The sequence below is a fragment of the Pseudoduganella aquatica genome, from assembly GCF_020865585.1.
In the GTDB taxonomy this organism is placed as follows: domain Bacteria; phylum Pseudomonadota; class Gammaproteobacteria; order Burkholderiales; family Burkholderiaceae_D; genus Rugamonas; species Rugamonas aquatica_A.
The window spans coordinates 3048879-3063841 of sequence record NZ_CP086370.1; the positions used below are offsets into that span (position 1 = coordinate 3048879).

Below are 14963 nucleotides of genomic sequence, written 5' to 3' on the forward strand. Positions count from 1 at the left end.
TCAATCCATGGCCGCATGGTCAACGGGAGCCGGAGCGGCGGTTTTGGCTGCAGGGCGTATCAGCAGCAACAGCGGGATCACCGCCAGGGTCAGCAATGTCATCAGCCAGAAGTCGTCCACGTAGGCGATCATCGATGCCTGGCGCGTGACTTCCGCGTTCAGCAGGGCCAGGGCGTCCGGCGCGGTGTCGCTGACGGCCACGCGCTCGGCCAGCGCCGAATGCACGGTTTGCGTATTCCGCACCAGCAGCGCCTGCACCAGCGCGATGCCCACGCTGCTGCCGATATTGCGCACCAGGCTGTAGATGGCCGTGCCTTCGGCGCGCATCTCGGGCGACAGGGTGGCGAAGGTGGCGGCGCTCAGCGGCACGAACACCAGTCCCAGCCCCAGGCCCTGGATTACGCCGGGCCAGATGATGTCGCCGGTGGACAGCACCAGCGTGTAGCCGCTCATCTGCCACAGCGAAAACGCGGTGATGGCAAAGCCGATTGCCAGCAGCAGGCGCACGTCGTAGCGCCCCACCAGGCGGCCCACCAGCATCATGGCCACCATGGTCCCGAGACCGCTGGGCGCCGTGACCATGCCGGCCAGCTGCGCCGGGTAGCCCATCAGCCCTTGCAGCAGCGAAGGGGTGAGCGCCCGCGTGGCGAACAGCACCAGGCCGACGATGAAGATGAACAGCAGCCCGCTCACATAATTGGCGTTCTTCAGCAGGCGGTAGTTGAAGAAGGACTGGCCGGCCGGCGTGAGCGCGGTGTGGGCGGCGAACCAGGCGAAGCTGAGCGCCAGCACGATGGCCTCGATCCAGGTTTCGCTGGAGGCGAACCAGTCGTTCTGCTCGCCCCGGTCCAGCAGCATTTGCAGCGCGCCTATGGCCAGGCTGAGGGTGGCGAAGCCGAAGGCGTCGAAACGCATCTTGCGCGGCGCAGCCGAGGGGCGGATGTACTTCCAGATGCCGTAGAAAGCCAGCGCGCCCACCGGTACGTTGATGAAGAATACCCAGCGCCAGTCGTAGCTGTCGGTGAGCCAGCCGCCCAGCGTGGGGCCGAGGATGGGGCCTATCATCACGCCCATGCCCCAGACCGCCATGGCCGAGCCGTGTTTTTCGCGCGGGTTGATGTCCAGCAGGACGGCCTGCGACAGCGGCACCAGCGCCGCGCCGAACACGCCTTGCAGCAGCCGCGCCGCGACGATTTCGCCCAGCGTGGCGGACAGGCCGCACAGCACCGAGGCCAGCGTGAAGCCTGCCACCGACACGAGGAAGACGTTCTTTTGCCCGAAACGGTCGCACAGCCAGCCCGTCAGCGGGGTGGCGATGGCGGCGGCCACGATGAAGGAGGTGAGCACCCAGGTGATCTGGTCCTGCGAGGCGGACAGGCTGCCCTGCATGTGCGGCAGCGCCACGTTGGCGATGGTGCCGTCCAGCGCCTGGATGATGGTGGCCAGCATGATGGACAGCGTGATCATGCGGCGGTTGATCGGCGCCTCGGCGCTGCCCGTGGTCACAGCTTGGACTCGACGGCCGTTTGCAGCTGCTCAAGGAAGCCGGTAACGATGGCCAGCGTGGCCGGATCGGCGTCGCCCAGCAGCTCCTGGCGGAAGGCGTTGGCCTCTTTCTTCACGCGGTTGTAGATGTCGTTGCCGTCCGGCGTCAGCGACACCAGCTTGACGCGGCGGTCCTTGTCCGACGGCGTGCGCTGCAGGTAGCCGGCTTTCACCAGGCGGTCGATCATGGCCACCATGGTGGGGTCTTCCACGCCGAGCAGGCGCGCCAGCTCGGTCTGCGACAGCGGCTGGCTCTTGGCAACGGCGGCGATCGCCATCCAGCTGGCCTGGCCCATGCCGAGGTCTTTCAGGCGCCGGTCCAGCGCCAGGCGCCAGGCGCGCGCGGTGGTGTGCAACGCGAGCGAGAAGCGTTCTTCGAGTGTCAATTCCATGCTGAGCTATCTAATGGTTAGGGATCTAACGATTAGTGTAGCATGCTACTTTGCTCGATAGCAATGGGGCAGGCATGGTAGGCTGGCGGTATCGATGCGGAGGAACTATGGGACTGCGGAAGACGATGCGGGCGGCAATGGCGGCGGGCGCCGTCCTGGGCTGGGGCGCGCTGGCGCCGGCCATGGCGCAGCAGGGCGCGGACACGGCTGCGGGCGGACCGGAGCTGCCGCCGGTGCTGCCGTACCGGCCCTCGGTGTCCAGTCCGGCGCAACTGCCGGCGCCGGGACAGCTGGAACTGGAGCTCGGCGGCCTGGCCAGCCGCGACGGCGGCGCGCGGCGCGCCAGCCTGCCTTACACCCTCAAGCTGGCGTTCAGTCCGGAGTGGGGCGTGCTGCTGGGCGGCGAGGCCTGGGTGGCGCAGCGCGATGACGGCGCTCCCCGCCTGCGCGGCGCGGGCGACACCTTGTTCGTCGTCAAGCGCGCCTGGGCCATGGGGGAAGGCAGCGCGCTGGGGCTGGAACTCGGCGCCAAGATGCCCACCGCCCGGGACGGCATCGGCAGCGGGCGGCCGGACTACAGCGTGAACGGCATCCTCAGCCGCGACTTTGGCAGCGTGCACATGGACGCCAACCTGAACCTGGCGCGGCTGGGCGGCGCCGAACCCGGCCTGGGGCGGGTGCAGACCGGCGCTTCCGCCTCCTTCTCGGTGCCGCTGGACGAGCGCTGGGGCGCTACGGCCGAGCTGGCGGGCACGCACCGCAGCGGCGCGCCCGGCACCGCGCAGCTGCTGCTGGCGGCGGCCTACAGCCCGCATCCCCGGCTGACCATCGACTTTGGCCTGGCGCGCGGCATTACCCGCGCCGCGCCGGACTGGCAGTTCTTCAGCGGAATTGTGTTGCCGTTGGTAAACTTTTGGTAGAGTTATGTGCGCAAGCGTACATACATGAGGCGGCTTGCGGTTTAATATGGTGGTGCTGTAACACCCATAACTAGAAGATTGAATCATGAAAAAACTTATTCTCGCCGCCAGCATGCTGGCCATCTCCCTGACCGCCGCCGCTCAGAACGTTTCCATCAGCGTGGGCCAGCCGGGTTTTTACGGACGCATTGATTTGGGCAACATGGCGCCGCCTCCTGTCATTTACACGGAACCTGTCATTGTGCACCGTCCGGTGCGCGTGATTGAAGAGCCGCTGTATCTGCGCGTGCCGCCTGGCCATGCCAAGAAGTGGTCGAAACACTGCGGCGCGTACAACGCCTGCGGCCGCCGCGTGTATTTCGTGCGCGACGACTGGTATGTGAACGACTATGCGCCGCGCTACCGCTCTGAACATGGCCGCCACGACCGTGACGACCGCCGCGACGACCGCCGTGATGACCACCGCGACAAGCATGAAGGCAAGCACGACAAGCACGACAAGCACGACAACGGCCACGGCCACGGCAAAGGCCACGGCAAAGACTGATTTTCCACCGCCTCGGGAGCGCCATGCATAGCAAGATCGTTATCGTAGGCGGCGGGGCGGGCGGGCTGGAACTGGCCTGCAAGCTGGGCCGCAAGCTGGGACCGGGGCAGGTGATGCTGGTCGACAGCCGCCTGTACCATATCTGGAAACCGTCGCTGCACGAAGTGGCGGCGGGCACGCTGGACATCCATCAGGAAGGCCTGTCCTACCAGATGCTGGCCCACGACAACGGTTTTACCTATGTGTACGGCGCCCTCACGGCGCTGGACGCGCCGGGCAAGCAGCTCACGGTGGCGGCCATCGCCACCGCCGAGCATGAGGAAGTGCTGCCCGAGCGCCGCATCGGCTATGAATCGCTGGTGCTGGCCATCGGCAGCACGTCCAATTACTTCGGCGTCCCCGGCGCCGAGGAACACACCATATCCCTGAACGCCACCGAAGACGCCGAACGCTTCCGGCTCACGCTGCTCAAGCTGCTGACCAAGGCCGCGCTGAAAAAGGGCGCGCCGGACGCGGGGCAGGACGGTGTGGACATCGTCATCATCGGCGGCGGCGCCACCGGCGTCGAGCTGGCGGCGGAGCTGCGCGAGGCCAGCGGCGTGTATGCCGCCTACGGCTTTGGCCAGCTGGAACCCATGAAGGACGTGCGCATCACGCTGCTGGAAGGGGCGCCGCGCATCCTGGCGCCGCTGCCCGAGCGGGTGTCGGCCGCCGCGCTCAAGCTGCTGCAGGAGCGCGCCATCAAGGTGGTGACCGGTACGCGCGTGACCGCCATCGGCGCCGCGCAGGTGACGGCGGGCGAGGGCGGCCAGCCGGACCAGCTCTATCCGGCCGACATTGTCGTCTGGGCGGCTGGCATCAAGGCGCCGGCGCTGCTGTCCACGCTGGGCTTGCCCACCGCCAAGGGCGGCCAGCTGGAGGTGGACGGCACGCTGGCCGTCAAGGGCCACGGCAATATCTACGCGCTGGGCGACTGCGCCCTATGCCTGGGGGCGGACGGCAAGGCCGTGCCGCCGCGCGCGCAGGCCGCGCACCAGCAGGCCGACTACCTCGCGCAGACTTTCCTGCGCCAGGCCCGGGGCAAGCCCCCGCAGAGCGCGCCTTATGTGTACAAGGACTACGGCTCGCTGGTGTCCTTCGGGCAGACTTCGTCCGTGGGCAGCCTGATGGGCTCGCTCAAAGGCTTGAGCTGGTTCGTGGACGGCTTTGTGGCGCGCCTGATGTATGTGAGCTTGCACCTGATGCATCACCAGGCTGTGCTCGGCACGGTGCGCACCGGCGTGCTGGCGCTGGCGCGCTTCCTGATCAAGCGCAGCACGCCGCTGGTGAAGCTGCACTAAGGCTCCACTCAGAGGCCGTTCAGGGCTGCTGGGCCAGCGGCTTGGGCAGGATGACGGTCAGGATGGCGCCGCCGCCGCCGTTGGCCGACAGGGTCAGCACGCCGCCCAGGTAGGCGGCGCGTTCGCGCAGCACGCGCAGGCCGTGCTTGCCGCTGTCGGCGCCGATGGCGTCCGCCGGCATGGCCAGGCCGACGCCGTTGTCTTTCACGGTCAGCATGATCTCGTCTTCATTGTCGTCCACCACCACTTCCACCGCGCTGGCGCGCGCGTGGCTGGCGATGTTGCGCAACCCTTCCTCCAGCGCGCGCAGCAGCACCACGTTGTGGCTGCGGGGACAGCGCGGCTCGTCCTCCGGCAGGCTGCACCTGGCGGCCATGCCGTGCTGCTCGCCGAACTGCGCCACCAGTTCGCCTAGCGCCACCTTTACGCCGAGAAACTCCAGCTTGTCGTTCCAGAGCCGGTGCTGCATCTGGCGGTTGGTTTCTATGATGGTGTGCAGCAGGTTCTTCATCTGCGTGGTGCGTTCCAGCAGCGCCGGGTCGGGCGGCAGCTTTTGCGTCAGCAGGCCCAGGTGCATGGTCAGCGCGGTCAGCGACGAGCCCATGCTGTCGTGCAGCTGGCGCGACAGCGAGCGGCGCTCGTTGTCCCAGCAGGCGTTGACGTGGCCGAGCAGTTCGCTCAGCTCGGCGGCGCGCTGGCTGTCGTCGGGGGCAAGATGTAACTGTGCGGACATAGTGGTCTCAGCGTAAGAAAGTCTGTTTTTATGCGGCGATCATACCTGAGGTTGATTTTGCCTGTCGCACCGGCGCGCGCTCATTGGCGCTCGGTGGCCGAGCAGGAGCCGATGGCTTTCATCAGGTGGTCGATGTCGACCGGCTTGACCAGGTGCATGTCGAAACCGGCCTCGAGCACGCGGCGCTGGTCTTCGGCCAGGCCGTAGCCGGTCAGCGCGATCAGTTTCATGCCGCGCGTGCCGTCGCCGGCGCGCAGGCGGCGCGCCACTTCGTAGCCGTCTATGCCCGGCAGGCCGATGTCGACCAGCGCCAGGTCGGGGCGGAAGGTGGCCGCCAGTTCCAGTCCTTGCAGACCGTCGGCGGCGTGCCGCACTTCGTAGCCATAGCAACTCAGCATCATCGACATCATCTCGCGGCCGTCGTCGTTGTCTTCTATCAGCAGCACGGTAGGCTTGCCGGTTTCTATGGAGTCTGTCATTGCTTGCCTCGTTTCGGATGGCCGCTCGCAGCGCGGCAGCCGGATAGTGAAGTTGCTGCCTGTGTTGGCGCCGGCGCTGTGCGCGGTCACGCTGCCGCCGTGCAGCTCGGTCAGCCGCCGCACCAGCGCCAGGCCGATGCCCAGCCCGCCCTGCGCCCGGTCCAGCGTGCGCGTGCCTTGCACGAACACCTCGAACACATGGGGCAGCAGGCTGGCCGGAATGCCCACCCCGCTGTCCTCGACCGACAGCAGCACTTCGCCGCCGTCCGTCTCGCAAAACACCGTGATGGCGCCGCCCGGCGGGGTGTATTTCAGGGCGTTGTCCATCAGATTGCAGAATATCTGTTCCAGCCGGGTGGCGTCGCCATGCACCCAGCCCGGTTCGGCTTCCAGCGTCACCGTGTGGCCGGTGCTGCGGCCGGTGGTGCGGTAGGTCTCCAGGCAGGTGGCCAGCAGCGCGGCCAGGTCCAGCGGCGCGCGGTTGAGCAAAATCTTGCCCGACATGGCGCGGCTCAGGTCCAGCAAGTCGTCCACGATGCGGCCCAGGTGGCGGCTCTGGCGCTGGATGATGTGCTTGGCGCGCGTGACCGCGTCGCTCTGCACGCCGGGCAGGGCGATCAGCGAGGCGGCGCTGCTGATGGCGCTGAGCGGATTGCGCAGCTCGTGGCCCAGCATGGCCAGGAACTCGTCCTTGGCGTGGTTCTGCCGCTCGGCCACCTGGCGTTCTTCAATCTCGCGCGTGAGTTTTTTGTTGGCGGCCGTCAATTCCGTGGTGCGCAGGCTGAGCTGGCGCGCCTGCCGCTTCAGCTCCTCGTTCTTCACCGCCAGCGCCACGAACACCGAGATCTTGGCGTGCAGGATTTGTGGAATGATGGGCGTAAACAGGAAGTCGACCGCGCCGCGCTGGTAGGCCTTCAGCCGGTCCAGCTCGTCGGCCACGAAGGCGGTGACGAAGATGATGGGAATGTCGGCCGAGCGGGCGCGCTGGTGGATGGCCTCGGCCGTCTCGAAGCCGTCCATGCCGGGCATGTTCACGTCCAGCAAGATCACCGCAAAGTCGTGCATCAGCACCTGGCGCAAGCCTTCCTCGCCGGAGCGCGCCGCGATGACGTCGTAACCTTCCTGGTCCGACCATTGCGCGAGCAGGCTGGTCAATGCGAACAGGCTGTTGGCGTCGTCGTTGACGACCAGGACTTTGGGTTTGTCTACTTTAGGCACGTTGTTGTTGGAGCTTCTGGAGGGAAGGGTTTCGCCTGACAAACTGTTGACTGATCATAACAACCTGATAAATGAAAGTCAAAAGCGCCCCCGGCTATCGCGCGCACCCCGCCGCGGGCTATGTTCGGCTGCGCACATACAGTCCGGGCCGTGCATGCCATAGTGGCCTGGTGCCGACCAACCTAGAAAGGACGCATCATGAATATCGATACCGTTGTGGATAAAGACTATGTGGGCAAGTGCTTCCGCGAACTGGCGGACGCCCCGGTGAGCGCGCTCAAAGGCGTCAGCGCCAGCGACGCCAAGGCGCTGGCCAAGGCCTTCAACGTCAACACGGTGCGCGACCTGGCCGAGCTGGACTTCGTGAAATGGGCGCAGGCCATCACCGTACTGGCCGGCCAGGAGCAGCCCGCGCCGCATGAAGTGGCCAAGGAAACGCTGCTGGACGAGGCGGTGGAGATGACCTTCCCGGCCAGCGATCCGATTTCGGTGGACGCCGGCATCACGCGGATCGAAGTGGCGCCGGACATGGTGAACGCGCAAGGCGATCACCAGCACGCCGGCAAGGTGGAGCAGTCGACCGAGGAGGGCGCAGCCAGGGAAGCGGCCGCGCAGTAAGATGCGGCAAAGGCCGCGCAGCTTGCTGCGCGGCCTGTCCGTTTGTGCAGTGCGCGCACGTTCAGGCTGCCGAGGCGCTGTGGACCGGGCTGCTGGCAACGAAGGACTCGGCCTCCGCCGCCTCGCGCCGCGCCGCGCAGTGGCGGTTCTTGCCGCCGCGCTTGGCTTCGTACAGCGCCTCGTCCGCGCGCTGTATCAGCGCGGCGACATGGTCCGCATGGTCGGGATAGAGCGCAATGCCGATGCTGGTGGACAGGCGCAGCGTCAGCGCCCCCACCTGGTAGGGCTCGGACACCACTTCAATCAGCTTGCAGGCCGGTTCCTGGGCGTCGGCCAGGCTGCCCACTTCGCCCAGCACGATGACGAATTCGTCGCCGCCCACGCACGCCACGGTGTCCTCCTTGCGCGAGGAACCGACCAGGCGGCCGGCCACCAGCTTCAGGATTTCATCGCCGCAGGCATGGCCGTGGGTGTCGTTGATGGCCTTGAAGCCGTCCAGGTCCAGATACATGACGGCGGCCCTGTGCTGGTGGCGCGCGGCGTGCTGCAGCGTGGTGGCGATGCGGTCTTCCAGCAGGCGGCGGTTGGGCAGGCCGGTGAGCGGGTCGTGCAGCGCCAGTTCCTGCTGCTGCCTGCTGTACTGCGCCAGTTCCTTGTACAGCAGGCGTACTTCCAGCATATTGTGGATGCGCTTGTGCACTTCCAGCAGGTCGAAAGGCTTGCTGATGAAGTCGCGCGCGCCCGCTTCCAGCGCGGCGATCTTGAAGCTGGGCTGGGCCGTGAGCGCCAGCACCGGCAGATAGCCTTCCTGTTCGATTTCCTTGAGGCCCTTCATGACCTGGAAGCCGTTCAGTTCGGGCATTTGCAGGTCGAGCAGGATCAGGTCGTAGCAATGCTGGCGGTGCAGTCCGCACACCTGCTCGGGCAGCATGGTGGACGAGACGTTGCTATAGCCGGCATCGCGCAGGATTTCGAGCATCAGGTCGATATTGTCGGCGCAATCGTCGACCACCAGGATCTTGGCGTTCAGAATCTCGTCCGGACTAGGCATGGTAGGGTCTCATCAAAAGCGGTAGAGGCGGTCAGTTCAATGCTTTGAGTTTAGCAAAGGATAGTCGCGTTGCTTGTAGGACAGCGCCGCGTCGTCAGGTAGGAAGGCAAGTTGTTCCATGCGGCAACATCTTTTCTTTCACCGTATATGTTGCGCAAGAGCAACAGCGGACACCAGCTCGGCCGGCTCCACCGGTTTCGACACATGGTCGCGGAAACCGCACTCCAGCGCGCGTAGCCTGTCCTCGGAGCGGGCGAAGGCGGTCAGCGCGATGGCGGGCAGGCCGCCGCCGCGCGCCGCGCCCAGCGCGCGCACCTGGGCCAGCAATTCAAAACCGTCCACGTCCGGCATGCCGATGTCGCTCACCAGCAGGCTGGGCCGCTCGCGCTCCACCAGGGCCAGCGCCTCGGCCGCGTTGGCGGCCGTCAGCACGACTGCGTTGCAGTCACTGAGTATGCGCCTGATCAGGTCTCTTGCGTCGATTTCGTCGTCCACCACCAGCACCCGCAGGCCGGACAGGTCGCGCAGGCCGGTGTCGGCCGGCACCGAGGGCGGCAGCGGGGCCATGGCGCGGGGCTGGGGCGCCGCGCCGTTGTGCCCGCTGGCCAGCGGCAGGCCGACCGTAAAGCTGGCGCCGCGCCCTTCGCCCGGGCTGGACACGGACACGGTGCCGCCGTGCTGCTCCACCAGGTGCTTGACGATGGACAGCCCCAGCCCCAGCCCGCCGTGGCGGCGCGTGGTGGTGGAGTCGGCCTGGCGGAAGCGTTCGAACACGTGGCCGAGGAATTCGGGCCGGATGCCGATGCCGGTGTCGGCCACGGTGATGGCCACGTGGCCGTCCGCCTCGGTCACGCTGACTTTCAGCGCGCCGCCCTTGGGCGTGAACTTGATGCCGTTGGTGAGCAGGTTCCAGATCACCTGCTGCAGGCGGCTCGGGTCGGCCGCCACCAGGCCGATGCTGTGGAAGTCGCGCTCGATCAGGATGTTCTTGGCGTCGGCGGCCGGGCGCACCGTCTCGATGGCGGCGTCCACCACCGTCAGCGGCGACAGGGTTTGTATATCAAGCAACACTTTGCCCGAGGTGATGCGGCTCATGTCCAGCAGGTCTTCAATCAGCTGGGCCTGGGCGCGCGCATTGCGTTCTATGGTTTGCAGGCCCTTGTGCAGGTCGGCCTCGTCGCGGCTGCCGCGCCGCAGCACCTGGGCCCAGCCCAGGATGGCGGTGAGCGGGGTGCGCAGCTCGTGCGACAGCGTGGCCAGGAATTCATCCTTCATCTGGCTGGTGCGCTCGGCCTCGGCGCGCGCGCTGCGTTCGCTGTCGAGCAGGATTTTGCGCTCCTCGGCGGCCTGCTGCGCCGCTTCGTACAGGCGCGCGTTGTCGATGGCCACGGCGGCCTGCGCCGCGATGCCGCCGACGATGCGCTCGGTGCGTTCGTTGAACATGCGCGGCTCGGGGTGGCCGAAGAACAGCGAGCCTATCACCTCGCCCGAGCGCGACACCACCGGCAGCGCCATATAGCTGCGCACGGTCGGGTGGCCGTTGGGCACGCCGTGGTGGGGCGCGTTCTGGCCGTAGCGCGGGTCTTGCAGCAGGTCGTCGCTACGCAGCGTACCTTCGCCGCGCATGCTGGGGCCGAACAGGGTGGTGGCGCGCGGATGGGGGAAGCGGGCGAAGGCCTCGGGCGGCAGGCCGGACAGCGTGTACAGCGTGAGCACGCCGCCGTCGGCGCTGGTGCTGTTGTAGAAGAAGGCGCCGAAGCGCGCCCCGCTGATGCGGGTGGCCGCGTCGGTCACTTCCTGCAGCAGCGAGCGCAGGTCGCGTTTGGAGGCCAGCGCGTTGCCGGTGCTATTGAGCAGTTCCAGGATGGCGCTCTCGTCGCGCAGTGCTTCCTGCACCCGCTTGACCTGGTCGACGTCGGTGCTGGTGCCGAACCAGCGCACCAGGCGGCCGGTGCTGTCGCGCACCGGGTTGGCGCGCGACAGGAACCAGCGGAATTCGCCGTCCGCGCCGCGGATGGGGAATTCCATTTCAAATGGTTGGCCGGTGCGCAGCGCCTCCTGCCAGCGCTGGCGGATGGCGGGCACGGTGTCCGGGTCGTAGACTTCGTCCCAGCCGTGGGCCGGCGCATGGCTGCCCGCCTCGGTGCGCGGCAGGCCGGTGTACTCGTACCAGCGCTCGTTGTACCACACCACGGCGCCGTCGAAGCGGGCGATCCAGGCCAGCTGCGGGATGGAGTTGGCCATGGCCTGCAGTTCTTCCTGGCTCTGGCGCAGCGTGCTTTCGGCCGCCTTGCGGTCGCTGATGTCCTGCACCATGCCGGTCATGCCGAGCACGGCGCCGTCGTCGGCATAGTTGCCGTGGCCGACCACCGACAGCCAGCGCAGTTCCCCGCCGGCGCGCTCGATGCGGCATTCCACGTTGAAATCGTTGCAGTCGTCGAGCGCGCGCAGGAAGGCGGCGCGGGCCGGCTTTCGGTCCTCCTTGAAGACGTGCGCGCTCAGCGCGTCCCAGGTGCTGGTGGTTTCTTCCGGCAGGTCCAGCAGCTCGGCGGCGCGGCGCCCCAGGGTGACCAGGTTGCTGCCGGCGTCCCACAGCCAGTCGCCCAGCTTGCCCGCCGCCAGCGCCACCTGCAGGCGGTTGGCGCTTTCGCGCAGCGCGCGCTCGTCGAGCTTGCGCTTGGTGATGTTCTGGATGGCGCAGGACAGGCCTTCGGCGGACGGGTAGGCGCGCACGTCCAGCCAGCTCTTGCGCGGCAGATAGTACAGCTCGAAGCCCACGCTTTGCTGCTTCTCCATGGCGCGGCGGAACTGCGCTTCCAGCACAGTGCCGAGCAGCTCGGGGTAGGCGTCCCACAAGCTCATGCCCAGCACGTGCTGGCCGCCGCTCTCCAGCGGATGGATGATGTTGCTCGCTTGCGGATTGATATAGGTGACGGTCCAGTTGTGGTCGAGCACAATAAAGCCGTCGGTAATGCTCTCGAGCACGGTCTTGAGCCGCTCGTTGGAGCGGCGCAAATCCTCGCGCGCTTCCTGCATCTCGTGTTCGGCGCGCTGGCGGGCCAGCAGCACACTGTTGGCGCCGCGCATGGCGGCCAGTTGCATGCGTGCTTCTTCCTCTTTGTCGAGCTTGGCCACTCAGGTTCTCCCATTTTGTGGCGGCTGTTGCGGGCAGCGGTGTGGGGCGGAATAACTCATCGGCATTTGCATCTCGGGAGCGGCCCAACCGGGCCGTGCTTTCATTGTAGCCGCCTTGCGGGGTTTACAAACGCACCATTGGCGCCCGGGCGGCGGCACTGGCCAGCATATCTCGCAGCTGGTCGATTTCGTAAGGTTTTTGCATGGAAGTGGCGGGAAAATCGAGCTGGCTGGTCAGGGCGCCGCCGTAGCCGGAGGCGAACACCACTTGCAGCTGTGGCTGGCTGCGCAGCGCGGTGCGCGCCAGTTCGATGCCGGACATGCCGGGCAGGCTGACGTCGCTGAACAGGATGGCGTAGCGCCCGTCCTGCAGCATGGCTAACGCCCGTTCGCCGTCGCCGGCCGCGTCCACTTCGTAGCCCAGCGCGCGCAGCATTTCGCAGACCAGGTAGAGGGCGTCCGGATTGTCCTCCACCACCAGCACGCGGGCGTGGGAGGGCGCGCTGGCCGTGGGCGGCGGCGCGGCGGACGGCTGCATCGCGCACAGCACGCCGCGCACCACGCCGGCGTCGTCGCGCAGCGGGGTGTAGTGCAGGTCCAGCAGCTGATGGTCGGGCGCGCCGTCGCGCCACAGCGGCATGGCTTGGGCGGGGTAGGCCAGCGCGGCGCCGCCCCAGACCGCTTCCAGCGCGGCATGGTTCCAGCCGAACACGGCAGGGATCATGGTCGGCACGGCGCCGCCGGGCACGGATTCGGCGCGCACGCCCATCAGCGCCGCGTAGGCTTTGTTATATAGCAGGATTTTTTCCGGCCCCCAGACGATGGCCATGCCGGCGGGGCAGTTGAGCATGATGTCGACCGACAGCCGCAAGCACGCCGGCCAGCCGGACGGCGGCCCCAGCGCCGTGCGCGGCCAGTCTATGGGCGGCAGGGTATGCAGGCTGATACTTTCTTGTTGTGTCATCCAGGGCCCGTTGTTGCGTCTTTTGCTACGTGGCTTGATGCTACACCAGCGCCGGGCGAAAAAAAAGCCCGCTGCGGGAGCGGGCTGAATCTATTTCCGGTTAGGAGAATAGAGGAGACAGGTGTAACTATGCAACATGCCCTATGGAAAATCCAATTGCAGTTGGTGATGATCAATATCACTTGCATGAATGAAGTGCTGAAGCGACGCCGAACGCGTTTCATGCGATTTCCCTCTGGACAAGCACAATGGAGTTCCCTATAATCTTGCTTCTTTCGACGGGGAACCAGAGAAAGAAAGCGAAAACTGCAGTTTATCAGTGGTTTCCGATGCGGCTGTAGCTCAGCTGGATAGAGTACTTGGCTACGAACCAAGGGGTCGTGGGTTCGATTCCTGCCAGCCGCACCAGTTTTAGAAGTAGTAAATACGTTATTATCGTGATAGCGTAGCAGTATCAGTAGTGGCGATGCGGCTGTAGCTCAGCTGGATAGAGTACTTGGCTACGAACCAAGGGGTCGTGGGTTCGATTCCTGCCAGCCGCACCAGTCTTACTGATATATTGTGTTGTGATGTAGTTTGCGGCTGTAGCTCAGCTGGATAGAGTACTTGGCTACGAACCAAGGGGTCGTGGGTTCGATTCCTGCCAGCCGCACCAGTTTTACCGTAGTAGAGATGTGAGAAGTTTAGCAATACCAAGCGGCTGTAGCTCAGCTGGATAGAGTACTTGGCTACGAACCAAGGGGTCGTGGGTTCGATTCCTGCCAGCCGCACCAGAATACGAGGGCCAGATCGGAAGATCTGGCCCTTTTCGTTTTGGGCTCCTGTTATGATTTGCTGGAATAGCAATCCCGGGAGCCTGCATGACCATCATCACCTGCATCGAAGACCTGCGCGTGCTGGCGCAAAAACGCGTGCCGCGCATGTTTTACGACTACGCCGACGCCGGTTCGTGGACCGAGTCCACCTACCGCGCCAACACCAGCGACTTTTCCGCCATCAAATTCCGGCAGCGCGTGGCTGTCAACCTTGAAAACCGCACCCTGGCCAGCACCATGGCGGGGCAGGCCGTGTCCATGCCGGTGGCGCTGGCGCCGACCGGGCTGACCGGCATGCAGCACGCCGACGGCGAAATCCTGGCCGCGCGCGCCGCCGAAGCCTTCGGCGTGCCCTTCACCCTCTCCACCATGAGCATCTGTTCCATCGAGGACGTGGCGGCGCACACCACCAAGCCGTTCTGGTTCCAGCTTTACGTGATGAAGGACCGCGAGTTCATCAACCGCCTGATCGACCGCGCCAAGGCGGCGCGCTGCTCGGCGCTGGTGCTGACGCTGGATTTGCAGGTGCTGGGGCAGCGCCACAAGGACATCCGCAACGGGCTGTCGGCGCCGCCCAAGCCTACCTTGGCCAATCTCATCAATCTCGCAACCAAGCCGCGCTGGTGCATGGGCATGCTGGGCACCCGGCGGCGCAGCTTCGGCAATATCGTCGGGCACGCCACGTCGGTGTCGGACATGTCCTCGCTGTCGTCGTGGACCAGCCAGCAGTTCGACCTCAGCCTGTCGTGGAAAGACGTGGAGTGGATCAAGCAGCGCTGGGGCGGCAAGCTTATCATCAAAGGGATTATGGACGCGGAGGACGCGCGCCATTGCGTGGAGGCGGGCGCGGATGCGCTCATCGTGTCCAACCACGGCGGCCGCCAGCTGGACGGCGCGGACTCGTCCATCGGCGCGCTGCCTGCGATAGTGGAGGCGGTGGGCAAGGAGATCGAAGTGCATATGGACGGCGGCATCCGCTCCGGGCAGGACGTGATCAAGGCCCTGGCGCTGGGGGCGAAGGGTGTGTATATCGGCCGGCCTTTCCTGTACGGGCTGGGCGCCATGGGCGAGCAGGGCGTGACGCGCTGCCTGGAAATCATCCGCAACGAACTGGACCTGACGATGGCCTTCTGCGGCCTGCGCGACGTGGCGCTGGTGGACAAGAACATCCTGCTGCCGGGCAGCTATCCGCAGCGGCCCTGACGC

General features: G+C 66.2%; 12 protein-coding genes and 4 tRNA genes. 9 read left to right on the forward strand and 7 right to left on the reverse strand.

Annotated features, from left to right (window positions below; translation table 11 throughout):
* Both KT882_RS13590 and KT882_RS13595 read right to left on the reverse strand, forming a co-directional pair.
* Nucleotides 1-1467, reverse strand: coding sequence for an MDR family MFS transporter (locus KT882_RS13590; protein ID WP_228896632.1), 1467 nt, complete (start codon nucleotides 1465-1467; stop codon nucleotides 1-3).
* A gap of 35 nt (nucleotides 1468-1502) precedes the next feature.
* Entirely contained in the window at nucleotides 1503-1937 is a 435-nt protein-coding gene (locus tag KT882_RS13595; RefSeq protein ID WP_161073544.1) for a MarR family winged helix-turn-helix transcriptional regulator, read from the reverse strand.
* A gap of 107 nt (nucleotides 1938-2044) precedes the next feature.
* On the opposite strand from KT882_RS13595, the gene KT882_RS13600 reads away from it, so the two are divergent.
* The 3 genes from KT882_RS13600 to KT882_RS13610 all read left to right on the forward strand — a co-directional run bounded on the left by KT882_RS13600 (nucleotide 2045) and on the right by KT882_RS13610 (nucleotide 4744).
* The gene (locus KT882_RS13600; RefSeq protein ID WP_228896202.1) at nucleotides 2045-2857 is read left to right on the forward strand and encodes a transporter; all 813 of its coding nucleotides are present in this window, start codon (nucleotides 2045-2047) and stop codon (nucleotides 2855-2857) included.
* A gap of 85 nt (nucleotides 2858-2942) precedes the next feature.
* Nucleotides 2943-3404: a type 2 periplasmic-binding domain-containing protein gene (locus KT882_RS13605; protein ID WP_228896204.1), complete on the forward strand. Its 462-nt coding sequence runs from the start codon at nucleotides 2943-2945 to the stop codon at nucleotides 3402-3404.
* Nucleotides 3405-3427: 23 nt separating this feature from the next.
* The gene (locus tag KT882_RS13610; RefSeq protein ID WP_161073546.1) at nucleotides 3428-4744 is read left to right on the forward strand and encodes an NAD(P)/FAD-dependent oxidoreductase; all 1317 of its coding nucleotides are present in this window, start codon (nucleotides 3428-3430) and stop codon (nucleotides 4742-4744) included.
* Nucleotides 4745-4763: 19 nt separating this feature from the next.
* Here the strand turns inward: KT882_RS13610 and KT882_RS13615 are convergent, their stop codons facing one another.
* Both KT882_RS13615 and KT882_RS13620 read right to left on the reverse strand, forming a co-directional pair.
* Nucleotides 4764-5477: a sensor histidine kinase gene (locus tag KT882_RS13615; RefSeq protein ID WP_161073547.1), complete on the reverse strand. Its 714-nt coding sequence runs from the start codon at nucleotides 5475-5477 to the stop codon at nucleotides 4764-4766.
* An 80-nt stretch (nucleotides 5478-5557) separates the two neighbouring features.
* The gene (locus tag KT882_RS13620) at nucleotides 5558-7174 is read right to left on the reverse strand and encodes a response regulator (RefSeq protein ID WP_228896206.1); all 1617 of its coding nucleotides are present in this window, start codon (nucleotides 7172-7174) and stop codon (nucleotides 5558-5560) included.
* 198 nt (nucleotides 7175-7372) lie between these two features.
* Between KT882_RS13620 and KT882_RS13625 the strand changes: the two genes are divergently transcribed.
* Nucleotides 7373-7792 carry a hypothetical protein gene (locus tag KT882_RS13625; protein ID WP_161073549.1) on the forward strand — a complete coding sequence of 140 codons (420 nt, stop codon included), beginning with the start codon at nucleotides 7373-7375 and terminating at the stop codon, nucleotides 7790-7792.
* A 61-nt stretch (nucleotides 7793-7853) separates the two neighbouring features.
* Here KT882_RS13625 and KT882_RS13630 read toward each other — a convergent pair whose 3' ends face one another.
* The 3 genes from KT882_RS13630 to KT882_RS13640 all read right to left on the reverse strand — a co-directional run bounded on the left by KT882_RS13630 (nucleotide 7854) and on the right by KT882_RS13640 (nucleotide 12942).
* The gene (locus KT882_RS13630; protein ID WP_228896208.1) at nucleotides 7854-8843 is read right to left on the reverse strand and encodes a diguanylate cyclase domain-containing protein; all 990 of its coding nucleotides are present in this window, start codon (nucleotides 8841-8843) and stop codon (nucleotides 7854-7856) included.
* 138 nt (nucleotides 8844-8981) lie between these two features.
* Complete coding sequence (locus KT882_RS13635; protein WP_228896211.1) at nucleotides 8982-11978, reverse strand: hybrid sensor histidine kinase/response regulator; 2997 nt, start codon at nucleotides 11976-11978, stop codon at nucleotides 8982-8984.
* Nucleotides 11979-12102: 124 nt separating this feature from the next.
* Nucleotides 12103-12942, reverse strand: coding sequence for a response regulator (locus KT882_RS13640; RefSeq protein WP_161073551.1), 840 nt, complete (start codon nucleotides 12940-12942; stop codon nucleotides 12103-12105).
* 331 nt (nucleotides 12943-13273) lie between these two features.
* On the opposite strand from KT882_RS13640, the gene KT882_RS13645 reads away from it, so the two are divergent.
* The 5 genes from KT882_RS13645 (at nucleotide 13274) to KT882_RS13665 (ending at nucleotide 14960) form a co-directional block, all read left to right on the forward strand.
* Nucleotides 13274-13350, forward strand: a tRNA-Arg gene (locus KT882_RS13645).
* A 60-nt stretch (nucleotides 13351-13410) separates the two neighbouring features.
* A tRNA-Arg gene (locus tag KT882_RS13650) sits at nucleotides 13411-13487 on the forward strand.
* Between the two features lie 33 nt (nucleotides 13488-13520).
* Nucleotides 13521-13597 (forward strand) — tRNA-Arg (locus KT882_RS13655).
* A gap of 41 nt (nucleotides 13598-13638) precedes the next feature.
* A tRNA-Arg gene (locus KT882_RS13660) sits at nucleotides 13639-13715 on the forward strand.
* 87 nt (nucleotides 13716-13802) lie between these two features.
* Entirely contained in the window at nucleotides 13803-14960 is a 1158-nt protein-coding gene (locus KT882_RS13665; protein ID WP_161073552.1) for an alpha-hydroxy acid oxidase, read from the forward strand.
* The last annotated feature ends 3 nt before the right edge of the window (nucleotides 14961-14963 follow it).

Coding starts and splice junctions, on each gene's coding strand:
- KT882_RS13595 (WP_161073544.1), bottom strand. CDS start 1,937: ATGGAATTGACACTCGAAGAACGCTTCTCGCTCGCGTTGCACACCACC.
- KT882_RS13625 (WP_161073549.1), top strand. CDS start 7,373: ATGAATATCGATACCGTTGTGGATAAAGACTATGTGGGCAAGTGCTTC.
- KT882_RS13615 (WP_161073547.1), bottom strand. CDS start 5,477: ATGTCCGCACAGTTACATCTTGCCCCCGACGACAGCCAGCGCGCCGCC.
- KT882_RS13665 (WP_161073552.1), top strand. CDS start 13,803: ATGACCATCATCACCTGCATCGAAGACCTGCGCGTGCTGGCGCAAAAA.
- KT882_RS13605 (WP_228896204.1), top strand. CDS start 2,943: ATGAAAAAACTTATTCTCGCCGCCAGCATGCTGGCCATCTCCCTGACC.
- KT882_RS13600 (WP_228896202.1), top strand. CDS start 2,045: ATGGGACTGCGGAAGACGATGCGGGCGGCAATGGCGGCGGGCGCCGTC.
- KT882_RS13610 (WP_161073546.1), top strand. CDS start 3,428: ATGCATAGCAAGATCGTTATCGTAGGCGGCGGGGCGGGCGGGCTGGAA.
- KT882_RS13630 (WP_228896208.1), bottom strand. CDS start 8,843: ATGCCTAGTCCGGACGAGATTCTGAACGCCAAGATCCTGGTGGTCGAC.
- KT882_RS13640 (WP_161073551.1), bottom strand. CDS start 12,942: ATGACACAACAAGAAAGTATCAGCCTGCATACCCTGCCGCCCATAGAC.
- KT882_RS13590 (WP_228896632.1), bottom strand. CDS start 1,467: ATGATCACGCTGTCCATCATGCTGGCCACCATCATCCAGGCGCTGGAC.